Origin of the sequence: Achromobacter sp. PD1 (assembly GCF_048541815.1) — a bacterium.
Taxonomy (GTDB): Bacteria; Pseudomonadota; Gammaproteobacteria; order Burkholderiales; family Burkholderiaceae_B; genus Achromobacter; species Achromobacter bronchisepticus_A.
This window is the reverse complement of sequence record NZ_CP183349.1, coordinates 3,201,636-3,227,700: the sequence shown is the minus strand read 5'-3', so window position 1 is coordinate 3,227,700 and position 26,065 is coordinate 3,201,636. Positions and strand designations below refer to the sequence as shown.

Here is a 26,065-nt window from a genome sequence, read left to right as displayed (position 1 = left end):
ATGTCATTGTTCGCGTCGGTCATGGCGGCCGTGCTGGCGTCTTCGACCCTGGGCGCTCCGCAGGGCTCGGGAATGGGAAACAGCGAAGCCTTGTACAAGGCTTATTCCAGCGCCTTGGACCAGGGCTTTCAGGCGATGGGGCCTGGCATGCAGCGCGCGCTGGCAACCTATTGCCAGGACGGGCTGTCCATCGACGGCTACTGCAGCATGGTGGAGCACGGCGCCATCATAGGCAGTCATCTCAGCGGCAATTACGAGGCTGTGCTGCGCTACAGCGACCGGTACGCAACGGCCATGCTTGCCTACCTGGGCGCCAACCGCGTTCCGGCCGGCGCCTGTATGCCCTTGAACGCAGCAGTGGTGAATCCACGCACGAGCAGGATTACGGCCTCCTGGGACGCTCTTTTGCCGTCCCTGGTCTACTTCGCTCAGACCAAGCTCAGGCTGCCCGCGAGCGGCGCCTATTACCAGGCGTTCTACTGCGCGCGCCGTGGGCCCAACAATCTGTTCGAGGACTATGACCCTGAACATTCCAGCGTGCCGGCCAGCGAGGCGGAAGTGCGTGTTGCGCGCAAGTTCGAGGCGGAGATCCTGCGGCCGTTCCGCGTCGCGAATGAACAATTGCACGCGGAACTCCTCCAGACCGCCGATCAAGACCGCGCGGCGGGCCGCCGTCACCTGCTCAAACGCTCCGTCCTGTTCGGAAACGCGTATGCGGCATGCAGCCGGGCGCGTTTCCCGGCCAACCTCTGCGGCTACCTGAGCACCGACCGCATCGAGGTCGATTATTACGAGCGCCAGTAAGCCGGCTTTCACGCACCCAACAGGAGAAGTGATATGTCATTGTTCGCGTCGGTCATGGCGGCCGTGCTGGCGTCTTCGACCTTGGGCGCGCCGCTGGGTTTGGGAACGGAACGGAGCGAAGCCTTGTATAAGGCCTATTCCAGCGCCTTGGACCAGGGCTTTCAGGCGATGGGGCCTGGCATGCAGCGCGCATTGGCAACGTATTGCCAGGACGGGCGGTCCATCGATGGCTACTGCAATTGGGCGGTGCAAGGCGCCATCATAGGCAGCTTTCTCAGCGGCAACTACGAGGACGTGCTGCGCTACAGCGACCGCTATGCCGCTGCGAAGCTGGCTTATCTGCAATCCAGGCGCGAGCCTCTGGGCGCCTGCATGGCGGTGTACGTGAGCACGGTGAAGCCTGGCACGACCAGCACTTTGATTTCCTGGAGTTCGCACGTGCCGTCGTTGAACTACCTGGCGCAGGCGCGGCTGAAACGGCCCGCGACGGGGCCGTACTACCAGGCGTTCTATTGCGCGCGACGGGCGCCGAATGACTTGCTGGACGCCTATGACCCCGAGCATTCCAGCGCCCCGGCGAGCGATGCGGAGTTGCGCGTGGCGCGCAAGTTCGAGGCGGAAATCCTGCGGCCGATGCGCACGGCGAGCGAGCAGATGCAAGCCGAACTCGTCCGTACCATCCAGACCGACAGCACGGCGCTCAGCCGCAATTTCCTCCAGACCGCGGTGCTGTACGGAAACGCCTATTCCGCATGCAGCCGGGCGCGCTTCCCGGCCAATCTCTGCGGCTATCTCAGCGCGGACCGCATCGAGGTGGAATACTACGAACGCCAGTGAGCCCGCGCCGCTGTGCGGGTGCCGCGAGCTGGCATAACATGCACTGATTGCGATACGCCACGGAGCGCAGACAGTGCGATTGCCCGCCAGTCCGGATCACAGGGCGTTTTCCCGGCTCTGCCGCGCGCGGGACCTGCTCGCGGATCTGCGGTCCGCGCAGGTTTCGGTCGCGGATGCCGCGCGCGAAGCGAGCATGTCCCCATTTCACTTCATCCGCCGCTTCGAGGCCGCGTTCGGCGAAACGCCGCACCAGTTCCGCACGCGGGAAAGACTGGCGGCCGCGCAGCGGCTGCTTGCGCATGGCCACGCCGTGACCGACGTGTGCCTGGAACTGGGCTACAGCAGCCTGGGCTCGTTCAGCGCGCTGTTCGCGCGCAGGATCGGGGTCTCGCCCGCGCAATACCAGCGCAGTCTGCGCCAAGTCGTCCATATCCCCGACTGGACGCCGCATCCCCCGGCATGCCTGTTGCTGATGGGCGGACCAGCCGCTATCGCAATTTTCGAGAAGACGCGGCGCCGGCTTTGAGCCATGCTGGGGCTTTTGCGGCCCGGCCATGGTCATGCCGGATTTTGCGCCCAGGCATAAGGAGAGACGATGAGGATCAAGCTGAACAGCATATTTGTCGACGATCAGGACAAGGCGCTGCGCTTCTACACCGAGGTGCTCGGCTTTATCAAGAAGCAGGATTTTCCCGCGGGCGGCGCGCGCTGGATCACGGTGGTTTCGCCCGAGGGGCCGGACGATCTGGAGCTGGTGCTGGAGCCCAACGGCCATCCGGCGGCCAGCGCCTACCAGACCGCGCTCAGGAATGACGGCATCCCCGTCACCGCCTTTGAAAGCGCCGACATCCAGGCCGAAGCGCAACGCCTGAAGCAGAAGGGCGTGGTCTTCACGGTAGATCCGACCGCCGCGGGTCCGGTGACGATCGCGATCTTCTCGGACACCTGCGGCAACCTGATACAGATCTACCAGTTGAATGGCTGAGGCTGCCGGCGCGCGCTTCAGCCTGCGGCCGGCAGCACGTGCAGTCCGGTGCGCTTGACGAATTCCTCGTAACTGATGGGCGGCCCGGCCTTGGTGCTGGCGGCGTTGGCCTGCCAATGGACCCAGGAGCGTCCCGTGGTCGCGTCGTACACGACCTTGTAGATGTAGGTGGGCACGGCCACGCCCGCGCCTATGGTCTTGGGCTTGTCGGCATAGACGGGGCCGGTGAAGACGTACACGTCGCCCGCGGCGCGCATCACGTACTTGCGCGTGTCCTGTTCGATGCTGCTCCAGGCGCCGCCGTTGTGAATCTGGTCCTGCGGCACCATGTTGGCCAGCGAGAAGCTCTGCGCCATCGCCTCCGGCGTGGACATATCGCCTGCCGGCGCCATGTGGCCGCGCGAATAGCCGGAGCCGCGGTAGTCGTCCAGCTCGGCCCGCTCGGCGCGCGGCAGCCGCGCTTCGGCGTAGAACTTGTCGGTGCGGCGCATGCCCTGGGCCTGGGTCAGCATCTGGCGATTCAGGCGTTCCGCCACGAATACCGGCGTCTTGGTCTGCCCGTCGTGCAGGATGGCGAAGGCCGAGAAGCACACCTCCCGCAGCTTCTGGCCGCCCGGGACTTCCGGCGGGCGCGAATGCGGAAAGAACTGCCGGCATTCGGCAAACATCGTTTGAACAGGCGCCCCTGTCCGCGCTGCGGTCGGCACCGCCGCGGGCGCCGCGGGCTGGCGTTGCTGCGGCCAGCCCAGGCGCGTGATGACTTCCTGCACCGGCGCCGGAATCCGCCACTGCGGATTCAGCATATAGGTGGCCGCGCCGAAACTCGCCAGCGACGAGAACAGCAAGGCCTTCAGGAATCGGGGGAAACGGCCGCTGGATCGGGATCGGGCCCGGGCCTTGGATCTGCTTGGGGGACTTCTCTTCTTGGAAGCGGGTGTCTTCGCGCGCGTCATTACTACCTGTGAGCTACTGCCCGATTGCAGTTGGCAATCGGCACCGCCCCGGATTGTAGATGAGTGGCAAATTTGCCACTTGCACGGATTCTTTCGTTTCCCGAGATGACTGCGAGGTCCGGTGTTGCATGATGCGCAACACGGCTTGTGACAGTAGTTACGCTATGTTTCCATGAGGCATTTCCCACGTAGAATTCTTGCTGGCCGCGGCGATTGCTGCGGCGCGATACCCACGCGTTCAAGATGTACGTCGATCTCCTCACCCTTTACTTCATCATTATCGGAACGCTGCTCGCCAGTGCAGGCCTGACGTTCTGGGAGCATCGGACCCATCCCAGCCGCAGCGGATCATTGCGCATCCTGGCGGCGGGTTTCGCCACGCTGGCCGTGGGCTGCACTGTCGCGCTGTTTCGCGCGAGGCTTCCCAGCCCGCTGGGCTCGGCCGTCGCCAATCTCATCGTCCTCAGCGGCTATCTCCTCCTCATGAACGGCGCGGCCTCGTTGAGCGGCAGGCGCCACCGCGGCGCTTCCATTGGCCTGCTGGTCGTCATGGCGCTGATCTGGCTGGCGGCCGGCACCCAGCGGGAGGACCTGGTCTGGAAGTACATCAGTGCATTCCCGATCGCGTTGGTCAGCGGCGTGACCGCTTGGGAACTGCTGCGCTGCCAGTCGCTCAGGTCGTTGACGCCGCTGCGCATCGCAACGGCGGCGGTAACCATCCACGCACTGGTCTATGCCGCGCGCGCCTTCATCCTGCCGTGGTGGGTGGCGGAGCACGGGCCGGCCATACACCTGACCGCCAGCACCCTCACCATGTACGAAGGCGTGCTGTATTCGATCGTGCTGCCGATGACGCTGCTCAAACTGATCCGCGAGGAGACCCATGGCCAGCTGCTGCGAGAGTCGCAGACGGACTATCTGACCCGGCTGGGCAATCGCCGCTGGTTCTTCGAACAGGGCGCACGCATCATCGAGGGCGGGGCAGGGCGCGGACCGGTTGCGGTGCTGGCCTTCGATCTGGACCAGTTCAAGGCCATCAACGACAGGTACGGCCACCAGACGGGCGATCAGGTGTTGAAATTCTTCGCGGATAGCGCGCGTTGCGTGTTGGGCGACGATGTGTTGCTTGCCCGCATCGGCGGCGAAGAGTTCGCCGCGCTGCTGTCCGGCCCCGACGCGCGCCGCGCCACGGTCCTGGGCGCGGCCGTGGCGCAACGCTTCGCCGTGACGGTGTCCGGGCGGGACGACAGCCTGGGCATACCGGCCACCGTCAGCGTCGGGCTGGCGCAGTTCGAGGACAAGGTTCCGCCTTTGGCCGACGCGCTGGCCGCGGCCGACCGGGCGTTGTATCAGGCCAAGGCGCTGGGCGGCAACCGGGTGGAACTGGCGGGTGCCGCCGCAAGCGCGGTGAACTGCTGACCGCAGCCGGCGCGGATCAGGTCCGGCGCCGCGACCTGGGCCTGGGCGTCACCCCCATCCGCGGATCCCGCGCCAGCGCAAGCCGCGCCATCAGCGCTGCGGTCGTCTCGAAGTTCTCGTCGGTCTGGGGCAGGTACAGCCATTTCCCCAGCACCGGATGCACGCGCAGGGCGGGGAACTCCGCCATCAGCGCCTCATGGCGCTCCTGCGAGGTGCAGACCAGCAGGCCGCTCCAGGGATCCTCGCGATCGGCCGCGACCAGATACAGCAGGCCGTCCAGATACGCCGCATCGCAGCCGAACATCTTGCGGCGCAGGTAGCCGGCATCGCGCTCCAGCGGTTCCAGGATCCAGAGCAGCGAATTGAGGCGGACGGTCCGTTGTTTCGGGGGCGGGGCGAATGGGTCTGATCGGTTGCGCATGAGGTGACTGCTGGCGGGACGGGTTGCGGCGGGAAGCCAAGAATAATGGTAATAATGGTGCCGGATTAAAGTTTCGACTGCGAGGGGATAGCGTGCATTGCTCTAGATGCGGAGCCGCCCACAAGGGCAAGAACAGCGTATGCGACGAATGCGCAAGAGTGCTGGGCAACATGCCCAGCAAGAACATCTTCGCATCGGACACCGGCAGTTTTTCGACGGACCAGACGCCGCCGGCGGTGACGAGTCCGCAGCCGGCCATGAATCCGCAGCCCGCCGCCAGTCCGCCAGCTGCCGCGGCCTCTCGCGGCAGCTGGGCTGAAGCATTCCAGCGCTACCACATTGTGCCCCTGCGGCTGCGCGGCAAGCCCGTCAAGACGGTCTGGCTGTTGGCTGCCGGCGCGGCAGGCTTGGCGATCACCGCCCTGGGCGTCTACGCCTGGGGGATGTCGACGTGGTGGTTCATCCTGATTTTCCTGAGCCTCATCAGCCTGGACACGGGGCGTGACCTGAATCGCATGCGCTACTCGCGGTTTTTAATGATGTGCAGCCTGGAGGCCAATCGCGCCGGCGAGGTTTTCTACACGGAGATTGGCGGCCAGTGCCCGGTGTGCGATGGGGAATTGAAGCTAAGGGAGATCGGTCCGAAGCGCCATAAGGAGACGATGGCGGTGTGCTGCGTGAATGGCAGCCACCGCTGGCGATTCGATCCCCGCGTGCTCGGCGATCTTTGAGGTCTGTGTCCGGCGCAACCCGTCGGGCGTAGTCCGGCCGGCGGGGCCGGTCCCGCCGCGCTGCCTATAATGGCCCCGATCCTCGCTTCGACGGCAATCTTGCCGTGTTTCATGTCCTCTTTGCCTCTACGCGTGCTGTCGGTCATTCCGCCGATGACGCAGCTCAATACTCCGTATCCGTCCACCGCCTACCTGACCGGCTTTCTGCGGTCGCGCGACGTGACCTCGTTCCAGGAAGACCTGGCGCTGGCCCTGGTGCTGCGCCTGCTGTCGGCCGACGGCCTGCGCGCCGTGGCGGAACGCGTCGCCGCCTTGCCGGCGAACAAGCACAGTCCCGCGGTCCAGTCCTTCGTGGCGCAGCAGGCGCGCTACCTGGCGACCATCGGGCCGGTGATCGCCTTCCTGCAGGGCCGCGATTCGACGCTGGCGCACCGTATCGTCGGCCGCCATTTCCTGCCCGAGGGGCCGCGCTTCAGCTCGCTGGACGCGTATCTGGACGAAGACGGCGGCGATCCGCTGGGCTGGGCCTTCGGCGCCCTGGGCCTGCATGACCGCGCCAAGCACCTGGCGACGCTGTATCTGAACGACCTGGCCGACGTGCTGCGGGACGCGGTGGATCCGCGCTTCGAGTTCGTGCGCTATGCCGAGTCGCTGGCGGGCAGCCAGCCCACGTTCGACCCGCTGGCCCAGGCGCTGGCGGCGCCGCCCACGCTGGTGGACGACATGCTGCGCAGCCTGACCGCGGAAGCGCTGGCCCGCCACACGCCCACCGTGGTGCTGCTTTCCGTACCGTTTCCCGGCGCGGTCTATGCCGCCTTCCGCATCGCCCAGACCATCAAGGCGCACGATCCCGGCATCGTCACCGTGTTGGGCGGCGGCTTCGTCAACACCGAACTGCGCGAACTGAAGGACCCGCGGGTCTTCGATTACTTCGACTACGTGACCCTGGACGCGGGCGAGCGTCCCTTGCTGTCGCTCCTGGAACACCTGCAGGGCAAACGCTCGCGCCAGCGTCTGGTGCGCACCTTCCTGCGCGACGCGGACAGCGGCGCGGTGCGCTATGTGAACATGGTCGAACCCGATATCGCCTTTGCCGAAGTGGGTACGCCCACCTGGGACGGGCTGCCGCTGGACCGCTACCTGTCGCTGCTGGACATGCTGAATCCCATGAACCGGCTGTGGAGCGACGGGCGCTGGAACAAGCTGACCGTGGCGCATGGCTGTTATTGGAAGAAATGCAGCTTCTGCGACGTCAGCCTGGACTACATCGACCGCTACGAAGGCGCATCCGCCGCGGTGCTGGCCGACCGCATCGAGGCCATCGTGCGCGAAACCGGGCAGACCGGCTTCCATTTCGTCGACGAGGCCGCGCCGCCCAAGTCGCTCAAGGCGCTGGCGACCGAGCTGATTGCGCGCAATACCGATATTTCATGGTGGGGCAACATCCGCTTCGAAAAGACCTTCAGCCCCGAACTCTGCGAACTGCTGGCCGACAGCGGCTGTATCGCAGTATCGGGCGGCCTGGAGGTCGCCTCGGACCGCCTGCTGAACCTGATGAAGAAAGGCGTCTCGGTGGATCAGGTGGCGCGGGTCACGCGCGCCTTCACCGACGCCGGCATCCTGGTGCATGCCTACCTGATGTACGGCTTTCCCACGCAGACCGTGCAAGATACCGTGGATGCGCTGGAGTACGTGCGGCAACTGTTCGACAATGGCTGCATCCAGAGCGGCTTTTTCCACCGATTCGCCTGTACAGTGCATTCGCCCGTGGGGCAGAACCCCGAGGAATACGGCGTTACCCTCAAGCCCTTGCCGCCGATCACCTTCGCCAAGAACGACGTCGGCTTCCATGACCCTACCGGCGTGGATCACGACGCGCTGGGCCGCGCGCTGAAGAAGGCCATCTACAACTACATGCATGGCATCGGGCTGGACGAGGACGTGCGTAGCTGGTTCCCGTTCCATGTGCCGAAGACCACGGTATCGAAGCACCGGATCGGCCGGGCATTGAGCCAGCGCGGTTAGGGCGGCGCGCCACCCCTATAATCCGCAGCACGGAAATGACCGTCGGAGCGGCGATGGCAGTGCTGGTGGTCGGAGCAAGCGGAGCAACGGGGCGGCTGCTCGTGAGGCAGCTGCTCGATCGCGGGCAGCAAGTCCGGGCCATCCTGCGGTCTCCCGGCGCGCTTGCGGACCTCGCTGGCGATGCCAGGCTGTCGCTCATACAGGCCAGCGTCCTGGAACTTGGCGACGCCGAGATTGCCCGGTGCGCCAGCGGCTGCACAGCGGTGCTGTCCTGCCTGGGCCACAACATGACCCTGAAGGGCATGTACGGCGCGCCTCGCAGGTTGGTGGCGGATGCGGCCCGACGCTTGTGTACGGCGATCCGGGCGAACCGGCCGGACGCGCCGGTCAGATTCGTGCTCATGAACACGGCGGGCAACAGCAACCGCGATCTGGCGGAGCCTGTTTCGTTCGGCCAGAAATGCGTGGTCGGGTTCGTGCGTCTGCTAGTGCCGCCACACGCCGACAACGAACAGGCTTCGGATTATCTGCGCACGCAAGTGGGCCAGGCTGACGGCATGGTCGAGTGGGCCGTGGTCCGGCCCGACAGCCTGCGCGATGGCGCCGCAGCCACCGGCTATGAGGTGCATCCTTCGCCCACCCGCAGCGCCATCTTCAACGCAGGGGCGACAAGCCGCATCCATGTGGCGCACTTCATGGCCGAGCTGGCCACCGACGCGGCCACATGGAACCGGTGGAAGGGGCGGATGCCGGTGATCTACGACCAGGGCATGGCCTAGCCGGACTGGATCGGGACGCCGCCCTAACGCAGCAGCACATCTTCGTAGAACGCGCCGATCGGCCGCTGCGCATCGCGCACCTGGATCTCCAGCACCCAGATGCCGTCGGCGGGCACGAAGTCCGCCTGCGCCAGCAAATGCTTGCCGTACAGCGCATGCGGGAAATCCGACACCCGGTGTCCGGGAATCTCGCGCACCAGTTCGCAGCCATGCTCGCGTGCATATTCCGAGGCACGGTCGTATAGCGCGGCTCCCGTCAGGCCTTCCAGCCATGCCAGGCGTGCGCGCCGGAAGACCTCGCGCGCGGCCTCGGCGCAGCGCAGGCGGTCCGCATCCGCACCCAGCACGAAGGTGTCGCCGTAGTCGCCCTCGTGGCCGTCCCACACCGGGCCGATGTCCAGTACGAAGATGTCGTGCGCCTGCAGCTTGCGGTCGTAGTCGGTGCGCTGGACGGGCGGCGATTGCGTGTCCGGGCCGAAGCGCACATAGGTCGGGTGCCAGTTGTTGGATGCTCCCATTTGACGCAGGTGCTCATCCGCCGTGGCGATGGCCTCGCGCGTGGTCATGCCGGGGCGCATCAGCGCGGCGATTTCCGCCACCGCCTGCATGGATCGCCGGCGCGCGTCCAGGATGCCTGCCAGCGTATAGCGCGGACTGAGGCGTTCCCAGGGGTGCGCCTCGCGCTGCGGCGCGACGCTGGCCGCGTCCCCGGCTGCGGGGTGGAAGGCTTCGGACCGGTAGCGTTCGGAGGGCAGGCCGGCCGCCAGCAGGCGGTCGCGGGCAGCCTGCACCATTGCCGGATTGCCGCAGGCGTAGACCAGGCTGCGGGACCAGTCATGGCCCGCGGCGATGGCGGCGTCCTGCACGTGGCGGCGGGGCCGGCCACCTGCGCTATCGGCCTGGGACAGCACCGCATGCCACTGGAACCCCTCGCCCTTGCCCTGCAAGGCATCCAGCATCTGCCCGGCGTAGCAATCGTCCGGCGTGCGTCCGCCCCAGTACAAAGTCACCGTCTTCACCGCGCGGCTTTGCAACGCTGCCATAAGGATGGGAGCCACGCCCGCATAGCCCGTGCCGGTGGCCAGCAGCACCAGGTGATCGATGCCGGCAGGCATCTCTGCGGGCCAGGTGCAGCCGCCTTGCGCGCCGTCCAGGGTCAGCATGTCGCCGGGCTGGAGACCGGGAAGAATGCCATCGGTGAAGGCGCCGCCGGGCATGCGGCGGATGTGGAACTCCAGCCGGGCAGGCCCCGCCGCGCCGGGCGCATTCGCTATCGAAAAGTTGCGGCGGGCGCCGCCGTCCAGGATCAGCCGGGCATGCTGGCCGGGCAGGTAGCCGTAGTCTTCCCCGTCCTGCAACTCGACGATGAGCTGGGTGACGTCCGGCGCCAGCGGCAGGCGCGACGCCACGCGGGCGCTGCGCGGCGGCCTGGGTTCTTCGGGGGCGCGCCAATGCGGGAAGCGCAGCGTCAGGTCGCTGGCGGCGCGGCACTGGCACATCAGCAACTCGTCGCTGGCGGTCTGGTAGCTGCCGTCCGCGGGCGGGGCGATACGCTCATAGCTGCCCGCCACGACCACGGCGCGGCACGAGCCGCAGGCCCCGCGCTGACAGGAGAAGGGCACGGGTATCCCCTGGGCCAGCGCTGCCTCCAGGATCGAGGTCGTGCCGTCCGCGACGAAGGGGCCGGTCTCCAGGGTGATGGTGTGGCAGGGCGCAGTGACGGTCATGGCGGGTTCCAGGAAATTTGCCCCGCTAGGGGCTCAGGCAGTCAATCTACCGATAGAATGGCTACGTGGAATAGAGCCATTTCTGCCAATATGAACAAGCCACTTTCCGTAGCGCAGCCAGGCGCGAAACGCCAGGAAGCCAGCCTGGATCTGCCGATGGACGCCGCGCGGCCCGGGGAATCCAAGCAGGCCTGGGTCTACCGCGAGATCCGAGAACGCATACTGAAGGGCGCGCTGCCGTCCGGTGCGCGCCTGCCGTCCACGCGCAGCCTGGCCGGGCGCTGGCACATTGCGCGCTCCACGGTCGAGGCTGCCTACGATCAATTGCGCAGCGAAGGCTATACCGCGGGCACGGTCGGTTCGGGCACTCATGTGGCGGCGGTGATTCCGGACAACTTTTTCCGGGCGGGGTTGCCGGGCGAGGGCGCCGCAACGTCCCAGACCCCGGGGCCGCGGCCGGCAACGCAAGCAGGCGGGCCAACGGTCGGCGCACCCGGGTCCGCCCCGCACATGGATGCGATCTTCGCGCCGACGCAGCCCAACTCCCAGTTCTATTCCCGCAGCGCCGACGCCGCGCTCTTTCCCATGGAACGCTGGCGCAAGGGGCTGATGACCAGCGCGCGGCGCGTCACGCCGGCCCAGCTTGCCAACGATGAACCACAAGGCTGGCGCCCCTTGCGCGAGCAGATCGCCCGCTACCTGGGCGCGGCCCGCGGCATCAGCTGCGATCCGGACCAGGTCATCGTCCTGGGCGGCATCCGCGACGGCCTGGACCTCTGCGGCCATCTCCTGCTGCAGCCGCAGGACAAGGTGCTGATCGAGGATCCGGGCTACCTGAACGCCGAACCCATCTTTGGCCAGTACACGCGGCACATCGTTCCCTTGGCCATCGACGCCGAAGGTTTTCCGGTGGCGCAGGCGCGGCGCCAGCGCGGCGTGAAGCTGGTGCACGTCACGCCCGCGCACCAGGCGCCCACTGGCGCCACCATGCCCGTGTCCCGCCGTCTGGAGCTGCTGGACTGGGCCGCGCAGGCCGGCTGCTGGATCGTCGAGGACGACTACGACAGCGAATTCAGCTACGACGGCGCGCCGCTGGCCGCCCTGAAAAGCCTGGACACGGCCGACCGCGTCATCCATTGCGGCAGTTTCAACAAGACCCTGTTCAACGCGCTGCGCATCGGCTATGCGGTGGTTCCCAAGGAATTGGCGGCCGCTTTCGTGCAGGCGCGCCGCCGCGCGGGGCGCTCGCCCAGCATCATCGAGCAAATGACGCTGGCGGCGTTCCTGCAGGACGGCAGTTTCGCGCGCCACGTGCGCAAGGCGCGCGGCGTGTACGCGCGACGGCGCGACGCCGTGCTGCGCGCCTTGCGCCAGGCCGTCGGCAGCGATGCGTTACGCGTCGGTGGCGAGCACGCGGGCTTTCACCTGCTGTGGTGGCTGCCTCCGGGCTGGGATGTGGCGCAGGCCGTGGCGGCGGCGCGGGCCGCGGGCGTGGGCATGCAGCCGGTGGCGGACTTCTGCCGCACGGTGGATCTGGCGCCGGGCGTGGTGGTGGGCTATAGCACGGTGCAGGAAGACGCCCTGTTGAAGCTGGGAACGCTGCTGGCGCAAACCGCGCCAGGCGCGGGCGCGCAGCAGGATCCGGGCTTGCTGCGCCGCCTGCTGCGCGTCAAGGACCGCATGGACGCGGCCTCGCACGAGGCCTGGCCGGTGGAGCGCCTGGCCGATGTCAGCGGCATCTCCAAGGCCCATTTTGCGCATTCCTTCAAGCGCGCCTTCGGCCTGCCGCCGCACCGCTATCTGCTGACGCGGCGTATCGAGCAAAGCGTGGCCATGCTGCGGGACACGGAGCGGAGCGTCACGGAAATCGCCTACGCCACCGGCTGGGAAAGCCTGGGCACCTATAGCCGCATCTTCCGCGACATTACCGGTCTCAGCCCCAGCGCCATGCGGGCGCAGGCGCGGGAGGGAACGCCGCTGTTGGACCGCATGCCCGGTTGCGTTGCGAAGGCCGCGCAGCGCCCTGATCTCAACATCGCTGTTTTGGAGAAGCGCCGCCGCGAGGCTGACGGTAAATTGCCGCCATCAACCAAGGAGGTCTCATGAACTCAGGCATCAATGTGGCGGGCATATACGTGGATGATCAGGACGCGGCGCTGGCGTTCTACGTGGACAAGCTCGGGTTCCGTGTCCACACGGACGTGCGCAACGGACCGTACCGCTGGCTGACGGTCCAGCATCCGGACCAGCCCTCGTTCCAGCTCGGCCTGTTCGCGCCCGGCCCGCCCATCCACGACGAGGCCACGGCGCAGACCTTGCGCGCCATGGTGGCGAAGGGGGCCATGCCGCCCCTGGTCCTGCATGTGGCCGACTGCCGCGCAGACTATGCCCGGTTGCAGGCCCTGGGCGTCGAGTTCACGCAGGAACCCATCGAACGCTACGGCAGCGTGGACGCGGGCTTCCGCGATCCGGCGGGCAATGGCTGGAAGATGATCCAGGCGCCGCGGGGCGCGACATGACAGCCGGCCTCGGGCGCGGGCGGTGCGTTCAGTAAGTGATCCGCACCGAAGCCGCACTGCGCTGTGCGCCCGCGCGGGTGACGGCTTCGATGTTGTTGCCGTCCGGGTCCAGCACAAACGCGGCGTAGTAGCCGGGATGGTAGGTGGCGCGCTCGCCCGGTGGGCCGTTATCCCGGCCGCCGTGCGCCATCGCCGCCTTGTAGAAGGCATCCACCATGGCCTGGTCTTCCGCCTGGAAGGCCAGGTGGATGCGGCCGGTGAGTTCGCCCCGCACCTCGGCGCTGCCGCGCGACGAAATGAACAGCTCGTCCGTCCAGAAGTCTGCGCCGTCGGAGCCGCCGATGGGAATCTTCAACGCATCGAAGACCGCCGTGTAGAACGCCTTGCTGGCGGGCAGGTCGCGCACGACCAGCCCGATGTGATCGATCAAGCGGCCCTTGTGTCGTTCTTTTTGCGCCATGAATCGCTCCTGGCTTTGGCAGTGGGAGAAGAATCAGCGATGTGAGACTACGCCTGGCGGCGCCATGTTTCAAGGCGCCGCACAGCCATTCGGGCGCGTGGCGATGCCCGCTCAGTCCTGGCCGGCCATGGCCCGCATGGGCTGGCAGGTCAGTTCCTTTTCTTCCTCTCCGAAATCCGCCATGTCCTTGCGCGCCTTGGTGTAGGCGCGCAGATACTCCGCATCGAATGCCAGCGACGACACGCCGGACTCGCGCGTTGCCGACTGCTGCCGCTTCTTCAGGATCTCCAGCAGTTCAGGGGTGAGCACCTTGCAATACTCCATGATGGCGTGGATCTGGGCCAGGGAGGTGGCCCGCTCCAGGTTCTGCTGCGCCAAGGCGGTTGCCGCGGGCAGCGACAGCACGGCGGCGGCGATCCAGGCGGCCGGTTTTAGCAGGGGATGGGGCATTGCGGGCCAAGTCCGTTCAAGAAGCAAGAGCCCGCATTTAACACGATCTTTGGTGGCGGCCGCTTCGACGCGCCGGGAAATGCGGCCGTCGGTCTACAATTCGTCCCGCTCCATCCGGGGGCTCAGGCTATCTGTACGTGTAGTGTCGATAAAGGTCCACCCATGCGTCTGAACCAGTGCCAGAACTTCCACGACTTTCGCCGCATGGCCCGCCAGCGGCTGCCAGGCCCCATCTTCAATTACATCGACGGCGCCGCCGACGATGAAACCACCTACCGCCGCAACACCGCGGCCTTCGAATCCTGCGACCTGCTGCCCGACGTGCTGCGCGGCGTGGCGGAGGTGGACATGTCGGTGACGGTCATGGGCCAGAAGCTGGCGCTGCCGGTCTATTGCTCGCCCACCGCCTTGCAGCGCCTGTTCCATCATGACGGCGAACGCGCCGTGGCCGCCGCCGCGGGCAAGTTCGGCACCATGTTCGGCGTGTCCTCGCTGGGCACCGTCAGCCTGGAAGAAGCCCGCAAGATCAGCGGCGGCCCCCAGGTCTACCAGTTCTACTTCCACAAGGATCGCGGCCTGAACCGCGAGATGATGGCCCGCGCCAAAGAGGCCGGCGTGCAGGTCATGATGCTGACCGTGGACAGCATCACAGGCGGCAACCGCGAGCGCGACAAGCGCACCGGCTTCGCCATTCCGTTCAGGCTCAACCTGGCCGGCATCGCGCAGTTCGCCATCAAGCCCGCCTGGGCGCTCAACTACCTCACCCACGAACGCTTCCGGCTGCCGCAGCTGGACACCCACGTCGACATGGGCGGCGGCGCCATGTCCATCAGCCGCTACTTCACCGACATGCTGGACCCGGCTATGACCTGGGACGACGTCGCCGCGATGGTGCAGGAATGGGGCGGGCAATTCTGCCTGAAGGGCGTGATGTCGGTGGAAGACGCCAGGCGCGCGGCCGACATCGGCTGCACCGGCATCGTGCTGTCCAACCACGGCGGCCGCCAATTGGACGGATCGCGCAGCGCCTTCGACCAGCTCGCGGAAATCGTCGACGCGGTTGGTGACCGCATCGACGTGATGATGGACGGCGGCGTGCAGCGCGGCACCCACGTGCTCAAGGCCCTGGCGCTGGGCGCCAAGGCCGTGGGGCTGGGCCGCTACTATTTGTTCCCGTTGGCGGCCGCGGGCCGGCCGGGCGTGGAGCGCGCGCTGGAACTGATGCGGGTCGAGATCGAGCGGGCCATGAAGCTGATGGGCTGCAGGACCGTCGCCGAACTGCAGCGGCGGCACCTGCGGTTCCGCTGATCGGGCATCGCGGTTCGCGGATCGGGCAGGATAGGCCGCGTTCGGTGTTCGAGCCGCTCAGGCGCCGGTCCGGCGCAGCAGGCCGGCCGGTGTGCACTGGCTCAGCAAGGGATCGCCGGCTTCCATAAGCACCGGTTCGACAGGCAGGCGCAGGCGCGGCAGCAGCCGCGCCAGCAGCATCTCGCAATCGCGCCGCAAATAGCTTTGTTCGCCCGTCAGTTTGCCGATGGCGCGCGCCCATGCCGAATCCCGCGCCAGCACCAGCAGCGCGAGATGGCCGTTGCCGGCGTCGCGCAGCAGCCAGACGCCGGTGGCGGCGCGCAGCAGCGGATCCAGCGTGTCGGCGAATTTGCGCAGTTCGGATTCACTGAGACCATGCGGTTGGTAGCGCGCGTGGCCGTCCTCGGTCTGGAGCTGCCGCTGCAGCCTGTCCGCCTCCACCCGCCAAGCTTGCGCTTGGCTGGCATCACCGCGCCGTAGCGCCGCTGCCGTCAACTGGCGCAGGCAGGGCTGGCGATGGAGGCCGGGTTGCTCGATGGCTTGCTGCCATAGCGCCTCGGCGCCTGCTTCCAGGCGCGAAGTCTCGGCGTTGGTCTGGTGGGCAGCCCGTCGTAGCTGTAGCGCGGCCAGTTGGCACAGCGTGGGCAGGTGGCCGGGATGATCCTGCAAATTCTGTTCGAGCATGGCGGCGGCGCCGTCCGCGTCGCCGGTCAGCGTGTCGGCGTACCAGGCCATGCGCGCCCGTTCGTCGGCCGACAGTGTGCGCAGGCGCTGCTTGCGCAGCAGCTCGTGATGGCCGGCAATGGCTTCGTCGCTTTCATTTTGCGCCTCGCGGGTGGCCTGCTCAATGGCGTCGCGCTGCGATTCATCCAGCGCACGGGCCAGGGGCAGGCGCTGGTCGGCCAGCCATGCTTCAGCGGCATTGGGCGCGGCGCGGCGCCAGGGCAGGGGACTGGCGCTGGCTGCATGCAGCGCGGCCAGACGGTCCGACAGGGAAGGATGCGTGTCGTCATCGGCGGTTGGGATGCACAGCGCCTGATGCAGCCAGGCCTGCGCTTCGGCCTCGTCGCGAGGGCAGGGCAGCTCGGCCGCGCCCGCCAGCCGCGCATGTGGCGAGGGTGGCTGTGCGTCAGAGGCTTGTGCGTAGACGTCCGGCCAATACTCGCGCAAGACCCGGCCCTGCAAGGACACGGCCAGCAGCGCGCTCGCTGCGGCATCGGCGCCACAGGCTAGCGCAGACTGCGCATCGGCCTCGTACTCGCACTCCCGCGCAAAATCCAGGCTCGCCGCCAAAAAGCGCGGCACGTGCCAATTCATGAAGAGGCGCAGCGGTCCCGTCGACAGCCCCTTGCGCCGTTCCAGCTGCCTTGCGGCTTCTTGCCATTGCAGGCGCGCAAAGTACACCCGGCTGGCGTAGCGCCCGTGGCTGCCCGCGATATGCGCGCATTCATGCGCCAGGATGGCGCGGCAGGACTCGGCCGAGAGCATCTCCAGCAGCGGCTGTCCCAGCCACAGCACGTTGCGCGTGCGGCCCAGCAGGCGCCGGTGCTGCCGGATGCTGGCGTTGAACTCGCCGTTCAGGTAGACGGCATCCAGCGCCGGCGCACCCAGGCGGGCGCGCACTTGCTCGATCTCGCGGAACAGCGCGGGAGCGTCTTCGGGTTGCAGGCGTATGCCGTCCTCCGCGCCTGGCGGGCGCGCGGCAAAAGGCAGCCGCAGCATCGCCCAGCCCGCGAACGGCAGGGGCAGCGTCAACGCCGCCGCAGCCATGCCCAGCACTCCCGGCAAGGCTGCGTACAGCCATGCGGGCGCCGTGCATAGCGCCACGCCGGCGCCCGCCAAGGCGGCATCGCCCAGCCATAGCCGGGCAGACAGCTTCAATCCCGACAGGCTGCCGCGCGCCATGCTTACTGCGCGGCCGGCTTGGGCGGCAGGTCTTCGGCCGACACGCCGCCGCGGCCCAGATAGGCGCCGAACACCGTGCCTATGGTCTTGACCAGGCTGTGCGAGTTCATCACCTGAGCCTGGATGTCTTCGATGTCCTCGTCGTCCGGCTGCAGACGGCAGGCATGCTGCGCCCATTCGATCGCGGCAAAGCGGTTCTTCTTGGCGCCGCGGCCATGCGTGTAGGCCAGCGCGATCTCGGCGCTGGCGCGCCCGGCGCGCCAGTCGTCGTCTTCCTCGACCAGCGGGCGCAGGTAGGCGCGCACGCCTTCCTGCTGCTCCTGCTCGGTGCCGTGGTCGCGCAGCAGCACGCCGATGCGCAGGCGGGCCAGCGCCTCCGCGCGCGGCTCCTCGCGTGCGCCTTGCAGCAGCCACAACACCCGGTCCAGGTTCTCGCGGCGCGAAAAGTCCATCTCGCCGTCGAAGATATTGCGATGGGCCATGTTGTACTTCGCCAGCGGCGAACCGTCCTCCACCGCGCGCGCCAGCCAATGGTCGCGCACTTCGTTGTCCAGGTAGCTGTCGGGCGTGTTGTCGCGGAACCCACGGTGGATGTCGTACATGCTGCAGGCGGCGTCCGGCACGCGCCGATCCGCCAACTGCCGCGACAGGAAATAGCCCTGCTCATGGTCACCGCCATCCCATAGCATCGCGGCGGCCGCCAGCACGTTGAAATCGTCATCCATCTGGTCCGCCGCCAGTACCGCTGCGCGGTCCAGCAGCTGCTGAGCTCGCGCCGGATCCTGAGCAAAACCCCAGCGGCCGAACTGATGCGCCACGGCCGCCAGCGCATGCGCCGTGGCCACTTGATCCCAGCCGCACATGCGTTCCAGCACGCGCTTGAACGCGCCGTCGTCGTCGGGCTGGTGATGGATGATGCTCACATGCGCGAAGCTGCGGAACGGCCCGTCCACCTGCGCGAAATACTCGTTCGGCCCGAATGCCGCCACGCTTTGGCCATGCAAAGCGCGGGCGCGCGCCTGGTCCTGCAGCGAATAGCTGGCGAACTGCGCGTAGTAGCCCAAGGCCATGCCACGCTCGGTCGGCCGAAGCTCGCGCGCCAGGAACGACTCGAAAATGCGGCGGTACTCGTCGACCGCCTCGGTGTCGTCCGGTTCCGGATAGCTGTCCAGCGAGTCATAAATCCCGATCCAGCGGATCGCATTGCGCTGCGGCTCCGTCAGCGCCGCGCATAGCGGGCCGCCGGCCATGCCGTCGATGTCCTCGTAGCTGCCGCCCCAACGCGGTTGCAGGTACTGCGCGTAGGCCGTCAACGCACCCAGATGCCCGGGCCGCAGTTCCAGCGCACGCAGCAGCCAGTAATCCTTGGCCTGATCCATTTCGTGCTCGGCGCGCGGCGCCAGCCAGGCCGGCAAGGCTTGCGGCGCATGCGCGAGTCGCGGCACGCCCACTGACGCCAGATGCGCCAGCGCCGCATCCATCAGGCCTTCTTCCTCGATGTCGTCATGCGTCAAGGTCGCGGGCGGATTACCCGTGAACAGCGCGCGCAGCCAGTAGGGTTCCTTGAAATGCGCGGCCAGCTGCATCATCGTCACGCAGGCTGCAATCGGGCGCGGAGAAAGCGCCATCGCCTGCAGCAGCGCCGCCGCAGAGCTTTCACAAGCCAGCGCCGCGCCCAGCCAACGGTCCTGGGTCACGCTGTCCGCCCAGCCATAACCGCGTATATCGGCCGCGCGGCCATAGCAGAAATTGCCCATCACCAACTGCGCGTGATACGAGTCCGGGCAGGCGGCTATCCAGGCTTGCAGAAAGTCCGAAGCGTCCTGGTACGACACGGTCGAATAGTCGAACAGCGTGCCGGAATTGGCCGCCTCGAAATAGGGCGCGCCGGGGTTTTCCGTGTCCGCCCAGTCTTGCTGTTCCAGGTCGGCGTAATAGGCGTCGAGCTGCGCGTAGGCGCGGGATTGAACCAGGGCGCGGACGTCGCGGCGGATGGAGGAGAGGGATTGCAAGGAGGCACCTGATGAAGGGGACGTGATTTACCCGCGGGCGGGGCGGGCAGATGATGCCTTAGTTGGGCGCAAGTTTGCGAAACCGATGCGACAAAATGGCAAAAAATATGACAAATAGAAAACGGGCGCCGGCTTCACGTTCAGGCCCTGCTGGGGCCTGGGAAAGAAGGGGCACAAGCTGCCTTAGTTTCAGAGTTGAACGCCTCGCCAAAAATGACAGTATACGAACATAGGTTTCAAAATGTATTTTCGCCGAGGCTGAACAGGCATCGTGTCATCGCCCGCAGCGCCTTGTAGCCAAGACCAAGTTTGGCGCGCAAGGCGGCGCCGGACGGTGTGGTCTTCAGCCAATACCCCGCGTCGCCCCAATCACCAGGGATAAGGCTGCAACATGGCTCACAAGATCTTCAATTGGCAGGACCTCGAAAATGACTTCTCCGACACCTTGCTCGTCGGCAACGGAGCGAGCGTCGCCGTCAGCGGCGAGTTCGGATACACGGGCTTGTTCGAAGCCGCGCAGGTGCACAGCTTTATCGACGCCAAGGCGCAGGATGTATTCGAGCGCTTTGAGACCGATGATTTTGAATTCGTGCTCCGGCGGCTCTGGCAAGCAAAGCAAGTGAATGCCGCCCTGGGTATCGCCGTGAAAGAGGTGGACGAAGCCTATGCCGCGGTACGCAAGGCGCTCATTCAAACGGTCCGGAAAGTACATGTTTCCTACGAGGAGGCCAGACCCCACCTGGAACCGATCTACAAGTTCATGCGGCGGTTCCGCACAGTCGTTTCATTGAACTACGACCTCATCGTCTACTGGGCAGCGCAATTGGGCAATGAAGCGCTGGGCAGCCGCTATCACTTCAAGGACGGCTTCAACAAGAACGCCTTCGCGGATAACTGGGCGATGTATCGGCAATCCTACGGATCTGTCGATAATCCAACGATCTATTGCTACCCGCACGGCAACATCGTGCTGGGAGTGACGCCGTCCTTCGAAGAACACAAGCTCGTAGCCGGACCGCAGGGCTTGCTTGATCTGATCTTCGAAGAGTGGCGCTCGGGCGGCCGCGTGCCGCTGTTCGTGTGCGACGGCACGTCCGACCAGAAGTTGGACGCCATCCAGAAGTCGCATTACTTGCGCAGCGTTTACAACGGCCCCTTGAGCGAGGTCGGAAAGTCCCTCGTCATCTATGGCTGGGGCATCGCCAAGCAGGAAGGGCACATCCTCAATCAGATCGCCGCGGCAGCGCCCGATCGCGTCGCCGTGTCTGTCCACGAAGGCATGCAGACGTATTGCGACCACGCGCACAAAGCGCTTACGGATATAGGCGTCAAGGACGTGCGGTTCTTCCATTCAGATAGCGACGGCGCCTGGCACAACCCCTAAACCTTCAACCCGATCGGCTCCCATTGATCGGTCCGGTATTGCGTTGCTGGCAGCAGACAGGAGCCTGCGCGGCAAGTTTCTGTCCAAGGAGTACGTATGGCGGCAAGAAAGACCAAGCGACCTCAGAATGCGTGCCGCGAATGCGGCCACACCTGGTATCCAAGGGGCAACAGCCGTTCGCTGAAGTGTCCGAACTGCGGCAATCGGGATGTGAAAATCGTGGGGCCGGGCATATTGGGAGCCGCAGTGCTAGCCGGTTTCCTGTTTCTTTCGAGCGGCAACAAACCGGATACATCGAACGCGTCGGCGCCGGCCAATCCCGCAGTCAACGCCGCGATTGCGCAAACGCCACCAGCACCTGCTGCAATGGGTACCCCTCAGAGGCAGGAGCAGGCGCTCAGCGTACCCAAAGCGCCGAACGGGGCAACGTGGCCGACCGGAGCAGGATACGTCAACGGATATGAGTCGCGGGATTTCGGTGGTTCGGTCGTCAACCTGGTCAATCAAAAAACAGGCAACGCATTCTTTGTGAAGCTGGTCAGCAGCGCACGGGGCGTCCAGTTCAGCAGCAGGCATGTCTATGTAGGACCCAACCAACAATTCTCGATCGTCAATGTTGCGCCGGGCGATTACTACCTGGCGTTCCAAGACTTGATGAGCAGGAAGTTCTACAGGACCAAGGACTTTTCCCTGACCCAGGGGCCGTCGTCGGTGGACGCCGGCAGGCTGCGCTACACCACCATCGGATTCGAATTCACCGGGCAGGGCGGCGGATATGAGGATGCCCAACAGATTCCGGCGGCGGATTTTGGGGGCAGGTGACCTTTGGGTTGGGTTCAAACAGCTTCCGGTTTGATGCCTGCCGCAATCAGACGCCAGGATGGAATTCGATACTCGTACGATGCCTCCTCCAGCGTCTGATACCGCTGAAACCAGGGCGCAAGATGGTTTTCAACATCCGTCGCCAAGGTCGACAGCCAGTCTTCCATGTCTTGCGCATCGCTGATCTTGAGCACAGCGCCGCTGCCCAGGGTGGGTTCCTGGACCAGCCCCTCTCCCGGTTTCAAATAAGCGCGGCGGTACATGCACCCCTTGTTCCATACCTCGGCCGGCACGTAGACCGGCCATTCCTTTTCATACGGAAAGGACACGTAGACGCCCAAGGACACGTGCTGCGCGTTGTCGAACGAACCCTTGTAGCGGATCAGTTCCACGCCTTGCTGCAATTCGCCGCAGGCTCGCCACAGGCAACGCTTGCCCTTTTTCTTCCAGCCCGCGAACGCAGGCTGCGCGCGCAACCGCTCCATGACGCCTTGCTCCAGATCGGCCAGGGCTATCGGCATGCGAGCCTCCAGGGCATAAGGGCAAATTTCTGATTGCAATATTGCAAATGCATGTTCGTAGGTCCTCCGTGCTGGAGCTCTTCAGGCTTCAACGGTGTGTCGCAAGGTATCATGCGCTGGTTTTCACGGCTCGACCTCCTTGACAGTCAGAAGGCTCTTCAATGAAAAAAAGCATGCCACTGGTATTGCTGTCGTCCATGCTGCTGACGGCTTGCGGTCCCGACAAAATCATCGCCGATCTGCCTTCGCCTGACGGGAAATATCACGTCGAGGTCCGCAAGTGTCCGCAGCGCGGGTCCCTGACCTGGGACGAGCAGACCCAGGTATCCGTGGTCGAGGCAGGCGTATCGGAAAAGTGCAATGCGTTCATCGTGGCGCTGACACAGTTCCGGTCGTATACGCCTGATGAGCAACTGCAGCTTGAATGGATTTCCGATACGGAACTCAGGGCCTGGCATCCCGCGTTCGAGCCGAAGAATGGCCCTTGGGCCAGCACGATCAAGCAGGGCGCGCCGGTCAAGGTGATATTCGCGCCCAAGAGCTAGTCGGAGGCCGGTCATACCGCGATCTGCCGGGGCCGTGTCGTAAACGTGATAACTTGTTGCCCCGTCGGGGCAGTTGTTACTGCTTGAATCCACAGCTTCCAGTGAATTCGGATTATCCGCAGGCATATGCCCATGGATTGCCGATTTTTTGCCCATTCGTGCCGTGCCATTTGTGTTTGAATACGCGCCGTTTGCGCGCGTGGTTTGCCAGCCGCAAGACCCATATTCGACGGAGCCTGATCCAGTATGCATTTCAGAGTTTTGGCCATAGGGCTGCTGATGGCCGGCGGCAACATTGCGCAGGCCGCCACGGTGCAGGACGTCTTCAACGGAAAAATGCTGGGCAAGAGCCAGGCGCATTTCGAATCGATAACCGGCGCGCCGCAGGAGTCCTACGGCGATGATCGCGTGTTCGAGGTGCAGGGCTGCCTGATCACCGCGACGATCAAGTCGGGCAAGGTATCGGCGCTGAGCATGGATGCGTCCGAAGCCTGCCAGCCCGACCTCGCCAGTTTCATTGGCGAATATGCGCCCAAGCCAGGGCAGAAACTCACCCCCGCCGCCTTTGGCCCGGACCTGACCTATACGGCCGATTGCCTGACGGACTGCGGCAATGCCGCCGATCCCTGGGTCTACGCAAGCTGGACCGCGCCGCGCGCAGCCGGCGGCATGGAGGTCATGCTGGGCTTTGTGCAGGCCGGAGACGAGGCGCTGGATGCAGCCGAAAGATGGGCCTCGCAGATGGAAAAGGCCGAAGGCCAGGATTACCTGCTCAACAACAAATTCAATTGCGACGCCCGCTACAACGATGTGGCCGAGGCCGCCTTCAGGAATGTGGCCGCGACCAGCGTCAAGGTCGGGTTCGATCTGCCGAAGGAACCTTGCCGCTAGGCCGCGCCGCAATGGGTTGAGATTGAGCATGGACATCGACAAAATCAAAGGCCGGCTGGCCTTTCTGCAGGAAGCCGAAAAACTCAAGAGCGTGCTGCGTAGCGGATTCACGTCCACGGGCCGCCCGGAAAGCACGGCTGAACACAGCTGGCGCTTGTGCCTGATGGCCATGGCCTTTGAGGACGAGTTGGCCGGCCTGGACATGCTCAAGGTCCTGAAGCTGTGCGTGCTACACGATCTGGGCGAGGCCATACACGGCGACGTGCCGGCCATCGAGAAGCACCAGCACCCGGACAAGAGCGAGCAGGAGAAAGCCGACCTGCTGCATCTGACGCGGTCCCTGGACGAGAAGCAGCGCGCAGGAATCATGGCGCTTTGGCAGGAATATGAGGATGCCGCCACACCGGAAGCCAAGGCCGTCAAGGCCCTGGACAAGCTGGAGACGATCTTGCAGCACTCGCAGGGTTTGAATCCGCCGGATTTTGATTATGGGTTCAATCTGACCTACGGCCAGAAGCATACCGACGCGGATCCCTTGTTTGCGCTGGTGCGCAGCGTCCTGGACGAGAAAACACGCGCCCGGATCAATCCAGAGGCCTGAACGGTTTGGCGGCCCGGAGGCCGCTCAAGCGGCGCTTGCGGGTGCGCTTGCGCGCCGTTCGTGCGTGCCGAACCAGACGCCGGACAGGACCAGAACAAAAGCCCCTGTCAGGCGCCAGGTCAACGGATACGAGCCACTCAATAGCTCGATCAACACGGCCGTGATCGGTGCCAGCGCCTGAAACGACATGACCCGGCTTGCCTCCAGGCGGCTCAGCGCCCACAGCAGGCAGAAATAGCCCACCGCGCTGGATAGTCCGATGAACACCACATTCGCCCACTGAAAGCCCGACAGGCTGGGCAGCAATGGCGCGCTTCGCGCCAGGCAGACGCCTGCCAGGAACAAGACCGAGACAAGCATCGCCACCACGCTGACATACATGGATGGATAGCGACGCAGGTACGGACGATATAAAAGACTGCAAGCCGCGCCGATAAACGTCGCGCCCAACAATGCGGCCCAAGCCCAGCCATCCGCGGCGCTGCCCACCGCGGCGGCAGAAGGTTGCAGCAATAGTGCAATCCCCGAGACCGCCACGCCCGCGCCGATCAGCCGCGGCCAGCTGAACCGTTCGCGTCCCGTGGCAATCGCCAGGCACAGCGTCACCAGCGGCAGCGTGGAAAACACCAGCGCGCACGTGGCGGCCGGCAGGCGGGCCAGCGCGTAGTTCAACAGCAATATCAGCATCGCGAATTGCAGTATGCCCAGGCCCGCCACCGCGCAGAAATCCTTGGCCGTAAACCGTACCGACCATCGCCGCAGCATGGGCGCGGCAAGCATGAGCGCCCCGATGGCATAACGCAGGAAAGCCAAGGTCTCCGGTGACACGTCGTTCGACACTGCGCGTGTCGAGACCATTGCGGCCCCCACCAGCGCGCCCGTGATCGCGGCGGCGCAAATGGCCTGGGCGCGTTCACTCATCGGAGCCGCGCCTGTCCGCAAGCACGGATTTCATCTGGTTGCTGGGACGCATTGCGCTTCCTACAGATCCCGCGCCCAATACTGGCCCACCAGATCCTTGCCGAAGCTGTGATGCTGTTCTTCCTCGACCAGCTCGAAACCGGCCTTTTCATAGATCCGGCGCGCATCCGTCAGCACGCTGTTGGTCCACAACACCATGCGCTGGTAGCCGGCCTGCCGCGCAAAACGCAGACACTCGTCCACCAGCCGATGCCCTATGCCCAGCCCGCGCGCGGCGCCGTCCACGTACAACAGGCGCAGCTTCGCCGTGGTTTCGTCCTGCCGCACCACGAAGACCGAGCCCACCATCTTGCCGTCCTTCTCGGCGATCCAGCAGCGCTCTCGCTCGCGGTCGAATTCCCGGATGAACTTCGCCACGATCTCGGCCACCAGCGCCTCGTACTCCGAGTTCCAGCCGAATTCCTGGGCATAGACCCTCGCCTGGTTCGCCACTACCAGCCCCATGTCGCCCGGCCGCGGATCGCGCAGCACGTAGGGCAGGGGGGCTTTGTCGCCGAGCAGGTTCTGGATTTCGTTCATGGCATTGACCAGCTGCGCTTGCGCCGGCTCCGATAGCTGTTTGAGGATGGCGATGATCTCGTTGCGCGACGCTTCATTGAGCGGCGCAAACGCCGCCCGGCCCGCGTCCGTCAGTTCCAGCAAACCCACGCGTGCATCGGCCGCCGAGCGCGTCTTGCCGATCAAACCTTTCTTTTCGAAGCCCGAGATCACGCGGCTGACATACCCCGCGTCCAGATTCAGCTCCCGGCACAGGTCCGAGGTGCTGAGCGCCGGCCGGTGAGCCAGCTCGTAGAGAATGCGGACTTCGGTCAGCGAGAACTCGCTGGCCAGCAGATGCTCGTGCAGCACCCCGATCTGGCGGGTGTAGAAGCGGTTGAAGTACCGGACCGCTTCGGCGCGGTCGTAGAGCGATTGCTCTGTCATGGGAAGTTCCAATTACTTGCTTAAGGCATATTATTATTTGCTTTAGGCAAGTATTGGAAGA

The 26,065-nt window shown here is 65.5% G+C and carries 26 protein-coding genes and 1 pseudogene; 16 read left to right on the top strand and 11 right to left on the bottom strand.

Going from position 1 to position 26,065, the window contains the following annotated elements; translation table 11 throughout:
- The 4 genes from ACM1PE_RS15300 to ACM1PE_RS15285 all read left to right on the top strand — a co-directional run bounded on the left by ACM1PE_RS15300 (position 1) and on the right by ACM1PE_RS15285 (position 2,626).
- Entirely contained in the window at positions 1 to 804 is an 804-nt protein-coding gene (locus ACM1PE_RS15300) for a hypothetical protein (RefSeq protein ID WP_419343725.1), read from the top strand.
- Positions 805 to 837: 33 nt separating this feature from the next.
- The gene (locus ACM1PE_RS15295) at positions 838 to 1,641 is read left to right on the top strand and encodes a hypothetical protein (RefSeq protein ID WP_419343724.1); all 804 of its coding nucleotides are present in this window, start codon (positions 838 to 840) and stop codon (positions 1,639 to 1,641) included.
- A 73-nt stretch (positions 1,642 to 1,714) separates the two neighbouring features.
- The gene (locus tag ACM1PE_RS15290) at positions 1,715 to 2,167 is read left to right on the top strand and encodes a helix-turn-helix transcriptional regulator (protein WP_419343723.1); all 453 of its coding nucleotides are present in this window, start codon (positions 1,715 to 1,717) and stop codon (positions 2,165 to 2,167) included.
- A gap of 69 nt (positions 2,168 to 2,236) precedes the next feature.
- Positions 2,237 to 2,626, top strand: coding sequence for a VOC family protein (locus ACM1PE_RS15285; RefSeq protein ID WP_118932125.1), 390 nt, complete (start codon positions 2,237 to 2,239; stop codon positions 2,624 to 2,626).
- A 17-nt stretch (positions 2,627 to 2,643) separates the two neighbouring features.
- On the opposite strand, the gene ACM1PE_RS15280 is transcribed toward ACM1PE_RS15285, so the two are convergent.
- Positions 2,644 to 3,579, bottom strand: coding sequence for a DNA/RNA non-specific endonuclease (locus ACM1PE_RS15280; RefSeq protein WP_419343722.1), 936 nt, complete (start codon positions 3,577 to 3,579; stop codon positions 2,644 to 2,646).
- 243 nt (positions 3,580 to 3,822) lie between these two features.
- Here ACM1PE_RS15280 and ACM1PE_RS15275 point away from each other — a divergent pair, with 243 nt between their 5' ends.
- Complete coding sequence (locus ACM1PE_RS15275) at positions 3,823 to 4,998, top strand: sensor domain-containing diguanylate cyclase (protein WP_251881459.1); 1,176 nt, start codon at positions 3,823 to 3,825, stop codon at positions 4,996 to 4,998.
- A 16-nt stretch (positions 4,999 to 5,014) separates the two neighbouring features.
- On the opposite strand, the gene ACM1PE_RS15270 is transcribed toward ACM1PE_RS15275, so the two are convergent.
- Entirely contained in the window at positions 5,015 to 5,419 is a 405-nt protein-coding gene (locus ACM1PE_RS15270; RefSeq protein ID WP_419343721.1) for a hypothetical protein, read from the bottom strand.
- Between the two features lie 170 nt (positions 5,420 to 5,589).
- Between ACM1PE_RS15270 and ACM1PE_RS15265 the strand changes: the two genes are divergently transcribed.
- The 3 genes from ACM1PE_RS15265 (at position 5,590) to ACM1PE_RS15255 (ending at position 8,954) form a co-directional block, all read left to right on the top strand.
- Positions 5,590 to 6,150 (top strand): hypothetical protein, encoded by a 561-nt coding sequence (locus ACM1PE_RS15265; protein ID WP_419343720.1) that lies wholly within the window; start codon positions 5,590 to 5,592, stop codon positions 6,148 to 6,150.
- A 111-nt stretch (positions 6,151 to 6,261) separates the two neighbouring features.
- Complete coding sequence (locus tag ACM1PE_RS15260) at positions 6,262 to 8,175, top strand: B12-binding domain-containing radical SAM protein (protein WP_419343719.1); 1,914 nt, start codon at positions 6,262 to 6,264, stop codon at positions 8,173 to 8,175.
- A 35-nt stretch (positions 8,176 to 8,210) separates the two neighbouring features.
- Positions 8,211 to 8,954, top strand: a complete 744-nt coding sequence (locus tag ACM1PE_RS15255) for an NAD(P)-dependent oxidoreductase (protein ID WP_419343718.1) — start codon at positions 8,211 to 8,213, stop codon at positions 8,952 to 8,954.
- Positions 8,955 to 8,977: 23 nt separating this feature from the next.
- Here ACM1PE_RS15255 and ACM1PE_RS15250 read toward each other — a convergent pair whose 3' ends face one another.
- Positions 8,978 to 10,681, bottom strand: a complete 1,704-nt coding sequence (locus ACM1PE_RS15250; protein ID WP_419343717.1) for a M24 family metallopeptidase — start codon at positions 10,679 to 10,681, stop codon at positions 8,978 to 8,980.
- Between the two features lie 90 nt (positions 10,682 to 10,771).
- Between ACM1PE_RS15250 and ACM1PE_RS15245 the strand changes: the two genes are divergently transcribed.
- On the top strand, positions 10,772 to 12,787 hold the full coding sequence (locus tag ACM1PE_RS15245; RefSeq protein WP_419343716.1) for an aminotransferase class I/II-fold pyridoxal phosphate-dependent enzyme: 2,016 nt from the start codon (positions 10,772 to 10,774) through the stop codon (positions 12,785 to 12,787).
- A complete protein-coding gene (locus ACM1PE_RS15240) occupies positions 12,784 to 13,200 on the top strand; it encodes a VOC family protein (protein ID WP_059373314.1) in 417 nt (138 codons plus the stop codon). Before ACM1PE_RS15245 ends, ACM1PE_RS15240 begins: the two co-directional genes overlap by 4 nt.
- 28 nt (positions 13,201 to 13,228) lie before the next feature.
- On the opposite strand, the gene ACM1PE_RS15235 is transcribed toward ACM1PE_RS15240, so the two are convergent.
- On the bottom strand, positions 13,229 to 13,660 hold the full coding sequence (locus ACM1PE_RS15235) for a VOC family protein (protein WP_419343715.1): 432 nt from the start codon (positions 13,658 to 13,660) through the stop codon (positions 13,229 to 13,231).
- 111 nt (positions 13,661 to 13,771) lie between these two features.
- Positions 13,772 to 14,110, bottom strand: a complete 339-nt coding sequence (locus tag ACM1PE_RS15230; protein ID WP_059373310.1) for a hypothetical protein — start codon at positions 14,108 to 14,110, stop codon at positions 13,772 to 13,774.
- A gap of 162 nt (positions 14,111 to 14,272) precedes the next feature.
- On the opposite strand from ACM1PE_RS15230, the gene ACM1PE_RS15225 reads away from it, so the two are divergent.
- On the top strand, positions 14,273 to 15,418 hold the full coding sequence (locus tag ACM1PE_RS15225) for an alpha-hydroxy acid oxidase (RefSeq protein WP_059373308.1): 1,146 nt from the start codon (positions 14,273 to 14,275) through the stop codon (positions 15,416 to 15,418).
- A 57-nt stretch (positions 15,419 to 15,475) separates the two neighbouring features.
- Here the strand turns inward: ACM1PE_RS15225 and ACM1PE_RS15220 are convergent, their stop codons facing one another.
- Positions 15,476 to 17,323 carry a M48 family metalloprotease gene (locus ACM1PE_RS15220; RefSeq protein WP_419343714.1) on the bottom strand — a complete coding sequence of 616 codons (1,848 nt, stop codon included), beginning with the start codon at positions 17,321 to 17,323 and terminating at the stop codon, positions 15,476 to 15,478.
- Positions 17,324 to 17,325: 2 nt separating this feature from the next.
- Entirely contained in the window at positions 17,326 to 19,335 is a 2,010-nt protein-coding gene (locus ACM1PE_RS15215; RefSeq protein ID WP_419343713.1) for a DUF4034 domain-containing protein, read from the bottom strand.
- 391 nt (positions 19,336 to 19,726) lie between these two features.
- On the opposite strand from ACM1PE_RS15215, the gene ACM1PE_RS15210 reads away from it, so the two are divergent.
- Positions 19,727 to 20,719, top strand: a complete 993-nt coding sequence (locus tag ACM1PE_RS15210; protein ID WP_118932135.1) for a DUF4917 family protein — start codon at positions 19,727 to 19,729, stop codon at positions 20,717 to 20,719.
- 96 nt (positions 20,720 to 20,815) lie between these two features.
- Positions 20,816 to 21,541: a hypothetical protein gene (locus ACM1PE_RS15205; protein WP_419343712.1), complete on the top strand. Its 726-nt coding sequence runs from the start codon at positions 20,816 to 20,818 to the stop codon at positions 21,539 to 21,541.
- A gap of 14 nt (positions 21,542 to 21,555) precedes the next feature.
- On the opposite strand, the gene ACM1PE_RS15200 is transcribed toward ACM1PE_RS15205, so the two are convergent.
- The gene (locus ACM1PE_RS15200) at positions 21,556 to 22,062 is read right to left on the bottom strand and encodes a hypothetical protein (protein ID WP_419343711.1); all 507 of its coding nucleotides are present in this window, start codon (positions 22,060 to 22,062) and stop codon (positions 21,556 to 21,558) included.
- Between the two features lie 173 nt (positions 22,063 to 22,235).
- Between ACM1PE_RS15200 and ACM1PE_RS15195 the strand changes: the two genes are divergently transcribed.
- From ACM1PE_RS15195 to ACM1PE_RS15185, 3 genes are all read left to right on the top strand, one after another.
- On the top strand, positions 22,236 to 22,607 hold the full coding sequence (locus tag ACM1PE_RS15195; RefSeq protein WP_280016267.1) for a hypothetical protein: 372 nt from the start codon (positions 22,236 to 22,238) through the stop codon (positions 22,605 to 22,607).
- Positions 22,608 to 22,853: 246 nt separating this feature from the next.
- A complete protein-coding gene (locus ACM1PE_RS15190; RefSeq protein ID WP_059373295.1) occupies positions 22,854 to 23,498 on the top strand; it encodes a hypothetical protein in 645 nt (214 codons plus the stop codon).
- A gap of 28 nt (positions 23,499 to 23,526) precedes the next feature.
- Entirely contained in the window at positions 23,527 to 24,099 is a 573-nt protein-coding gene (locus ACM1PE_RS15185; RefSeq protein ID WP_419343710.1) for an HD domain-containing protein, read from the top strand.
- 24 nt (positions 24,100 to 24,123) lie between these two features.
- Here ACM1PE_RS15185 and ACM1PE_RS15180 read toward each other — a convergent pair whose 3' ends face one another.
- The 3 genes and pseudogenes from ACM1PE_RS15180 to ACM1PE_RS15170 form a co-directional block, all read right to left on the bottom strand.
- Positions 24,124 to 25,020, bottom strand: a complete 897-nt coding sequence (locus tag ACM1PE_RS15180; RefSeq protein WP_419343709.1) for a DMT family transporter — start codon at positions 25,018 to 25,020, stop codon at positions 24,124 to 24,126.
- Between the two features lie 60 nt (positions 25,021 to 25,080).
- Positions 25,081 to 25,647, bottom strand: a complete 567-nt coding sequence (locus ACM1PE_RS15175) for a GNAT family N-acetyltransferase (protein ID WP_419343840.1) — start codon at positions 25,645 to 25,647, stop codon at positions 25,081 to 25,083.
- A 63-nt stretch (positions 25,648 to 25,710) separates the two neighbouring features.
- Positions 25,711 to 26,004, bottom strand: a pseudogene (locus tag ACM1PE_RS15170) (MarR family winged helix-turn-helix transcriptional regulator); the annotation flags it as partial.
- Positions 26,005 to 26,065: the final 61 nt, after the last annotated feature.

Coding starts and splice junctions, on each gene's coding strand:
- ACM1PE_RS15300 (WP_419343725.1), top strand. CDS start 1: ATGTCATTGTTCGCGTCGGTCATGGCGGCCGTGCTGGCGTCTTCGACC.
- ACM1PE_RS15295 (WP_419343724.1), top strand. CDS start 838: ATGTCATTGTTCGCGTCGGTCATGGCGGCCGTGCTGGCGTCTTCGACC.
- ACM1PE_RS15285 (WP_118932125.1), top strand. CDS start 2,237: ATGAGGATCAAGCTGAACAGCATATTTGTCGACGATCAGGACAAGGCG.
- ACM1PE_RS15280 (WP_419343722.1), bottom strand. CDS start 3,579: ATGACGCGCGCGAAGACACCCGCTTCCAAGAAGAGAAGTCCCCCAAGC.
- ACM1PE_RS15275 (WP_251881459.1), top strand. CDS start 3,823: ATGTACGTCGATCTCCTCACCCTTTACTTCATCATTATCGGAACGCTG.
- ACM1PE_RS15270 (WP_419343721.1), bottom strand. CDS start 5,419: ATGCGCAACCGATCAGACCCATTCGCCCCGCCCCCGAAACAACGGACC.
- ACM1PE_RS15265 (WP_419343720.1), top strand. CDS start 5,590: ATGCCCAGCAAGAACATCTTCGCATCGGACACCGGCAGTTTTTCGACG.
- ACM1PE_RS15260 (WP_419343719.1), top strand. CDS start 6,262: ATGTCCTCTTTGCCTCTACGCGTGCTGTCGGTCATTCCGCCGATGACG.
- ACM1PE_RS15255 (WP_419343718.1), top strand. CDS start 8,211: ATGACCGTCGGAGCGGCGATGGCAGTGCTGGTGGTCGGAGCAAGCGGA.
- ACM1PE_RS15250 (WP_419343717.1), bottom strand. CDS start 10,681: ATGACCGTCACTGCGCCCTGCCACACCATCACCCTGGAGACCGGCCCC.
- ACM1PE_RS15245 (WP_419343716.1), top strand. CDS start 10,772: ATGAACAAGCCACTTTCCGTAGCGCAGCCAGGCGCGAAACGCCAGGAA.
- ACM1PE_RS15240 (WP_059373314.1), top strand. CDS start 12,784: ATGAACTCAGGCATCAATGTGGCGGGCATATACGTGGATGATCAGGAC.
- ACM1PE_RS15235 (WP_419343715.1), bottom strand. CDS start 13,660: ATGGCGCAAAAAGAACGACACAAGGGCCGCTTGATCGATCACATCGGG.
- ACM1PE_RS15230 (WP_059373310.1), bottom strand. CDS start 14,110: ATGCCCCATCCCCTGCTAAAACCGGCCGCCTGGATCGCCGCCGCCGTG.
- ACM1PE_RS15225 (WP_059373308.1), top strand. CDS start 14,273: ATGCGTCTGAACCAGTGCCAGAACTTCCACGACTTTCGCCGCATGGCC.
- ACM1PE_RS15220 (WP_419343714.1), bottom strand. CDS start 17,323: ATGGCGCGCGGCAGCCTGTCGGGATTGAAGCTGTCTGCCCGGCTATGG.
- ACM1PE_RS15210 (WP_118932135.1), top strand. CDS start 19,727: ATGGCTCACAAGATCTTCAATTGGCAGGACCTCGAAAATGACTTCTCC.
- ACM1PE_RS15205 (WP_419343712.1), top strand. CDS start 20,816: ATGGCGGCAAGAAAGACCAAGCGACCTCAGAATGCGTGCCGCGAATGC.
- ACM1PE_RS15200 (WP_419343711.1), bottom strand. CDS start 22,062: ATGCCGATAGCCCTGGCCGATCTGGAGCAAGGCGTCATGGAGCGGTTG.
- ACM1PE_RS15195 (WP_280016267.1), top strand. CDS start 22,236: ATGCCACTGGTATTGCTGTCGTCCATGCTGCTGACGGCTTGCGGTCCC.
- ACM1PE_RS15190 (WP_059373295.1), top strand. CDS start 22,854: ATGCATTTCAGAGTTTTGGCCATAGGGCTGCTGATGGCCGGCGGCAAC.
- ACM1PE_RS15185 (WP_419343710.1), top strand. CDS start 23,527: ATGGACATCGACAAAATCAAAGGCCGGCTGGCCTTTCTGCAGGAAGCC.
- ACM1PE_RS15180 (WP_419343709.1), bottom strand. CDS start 25,020: ATGAGTGAACGCGCCCAGGCCATTTGCGCCGCCGCGATCACGGGCGCG.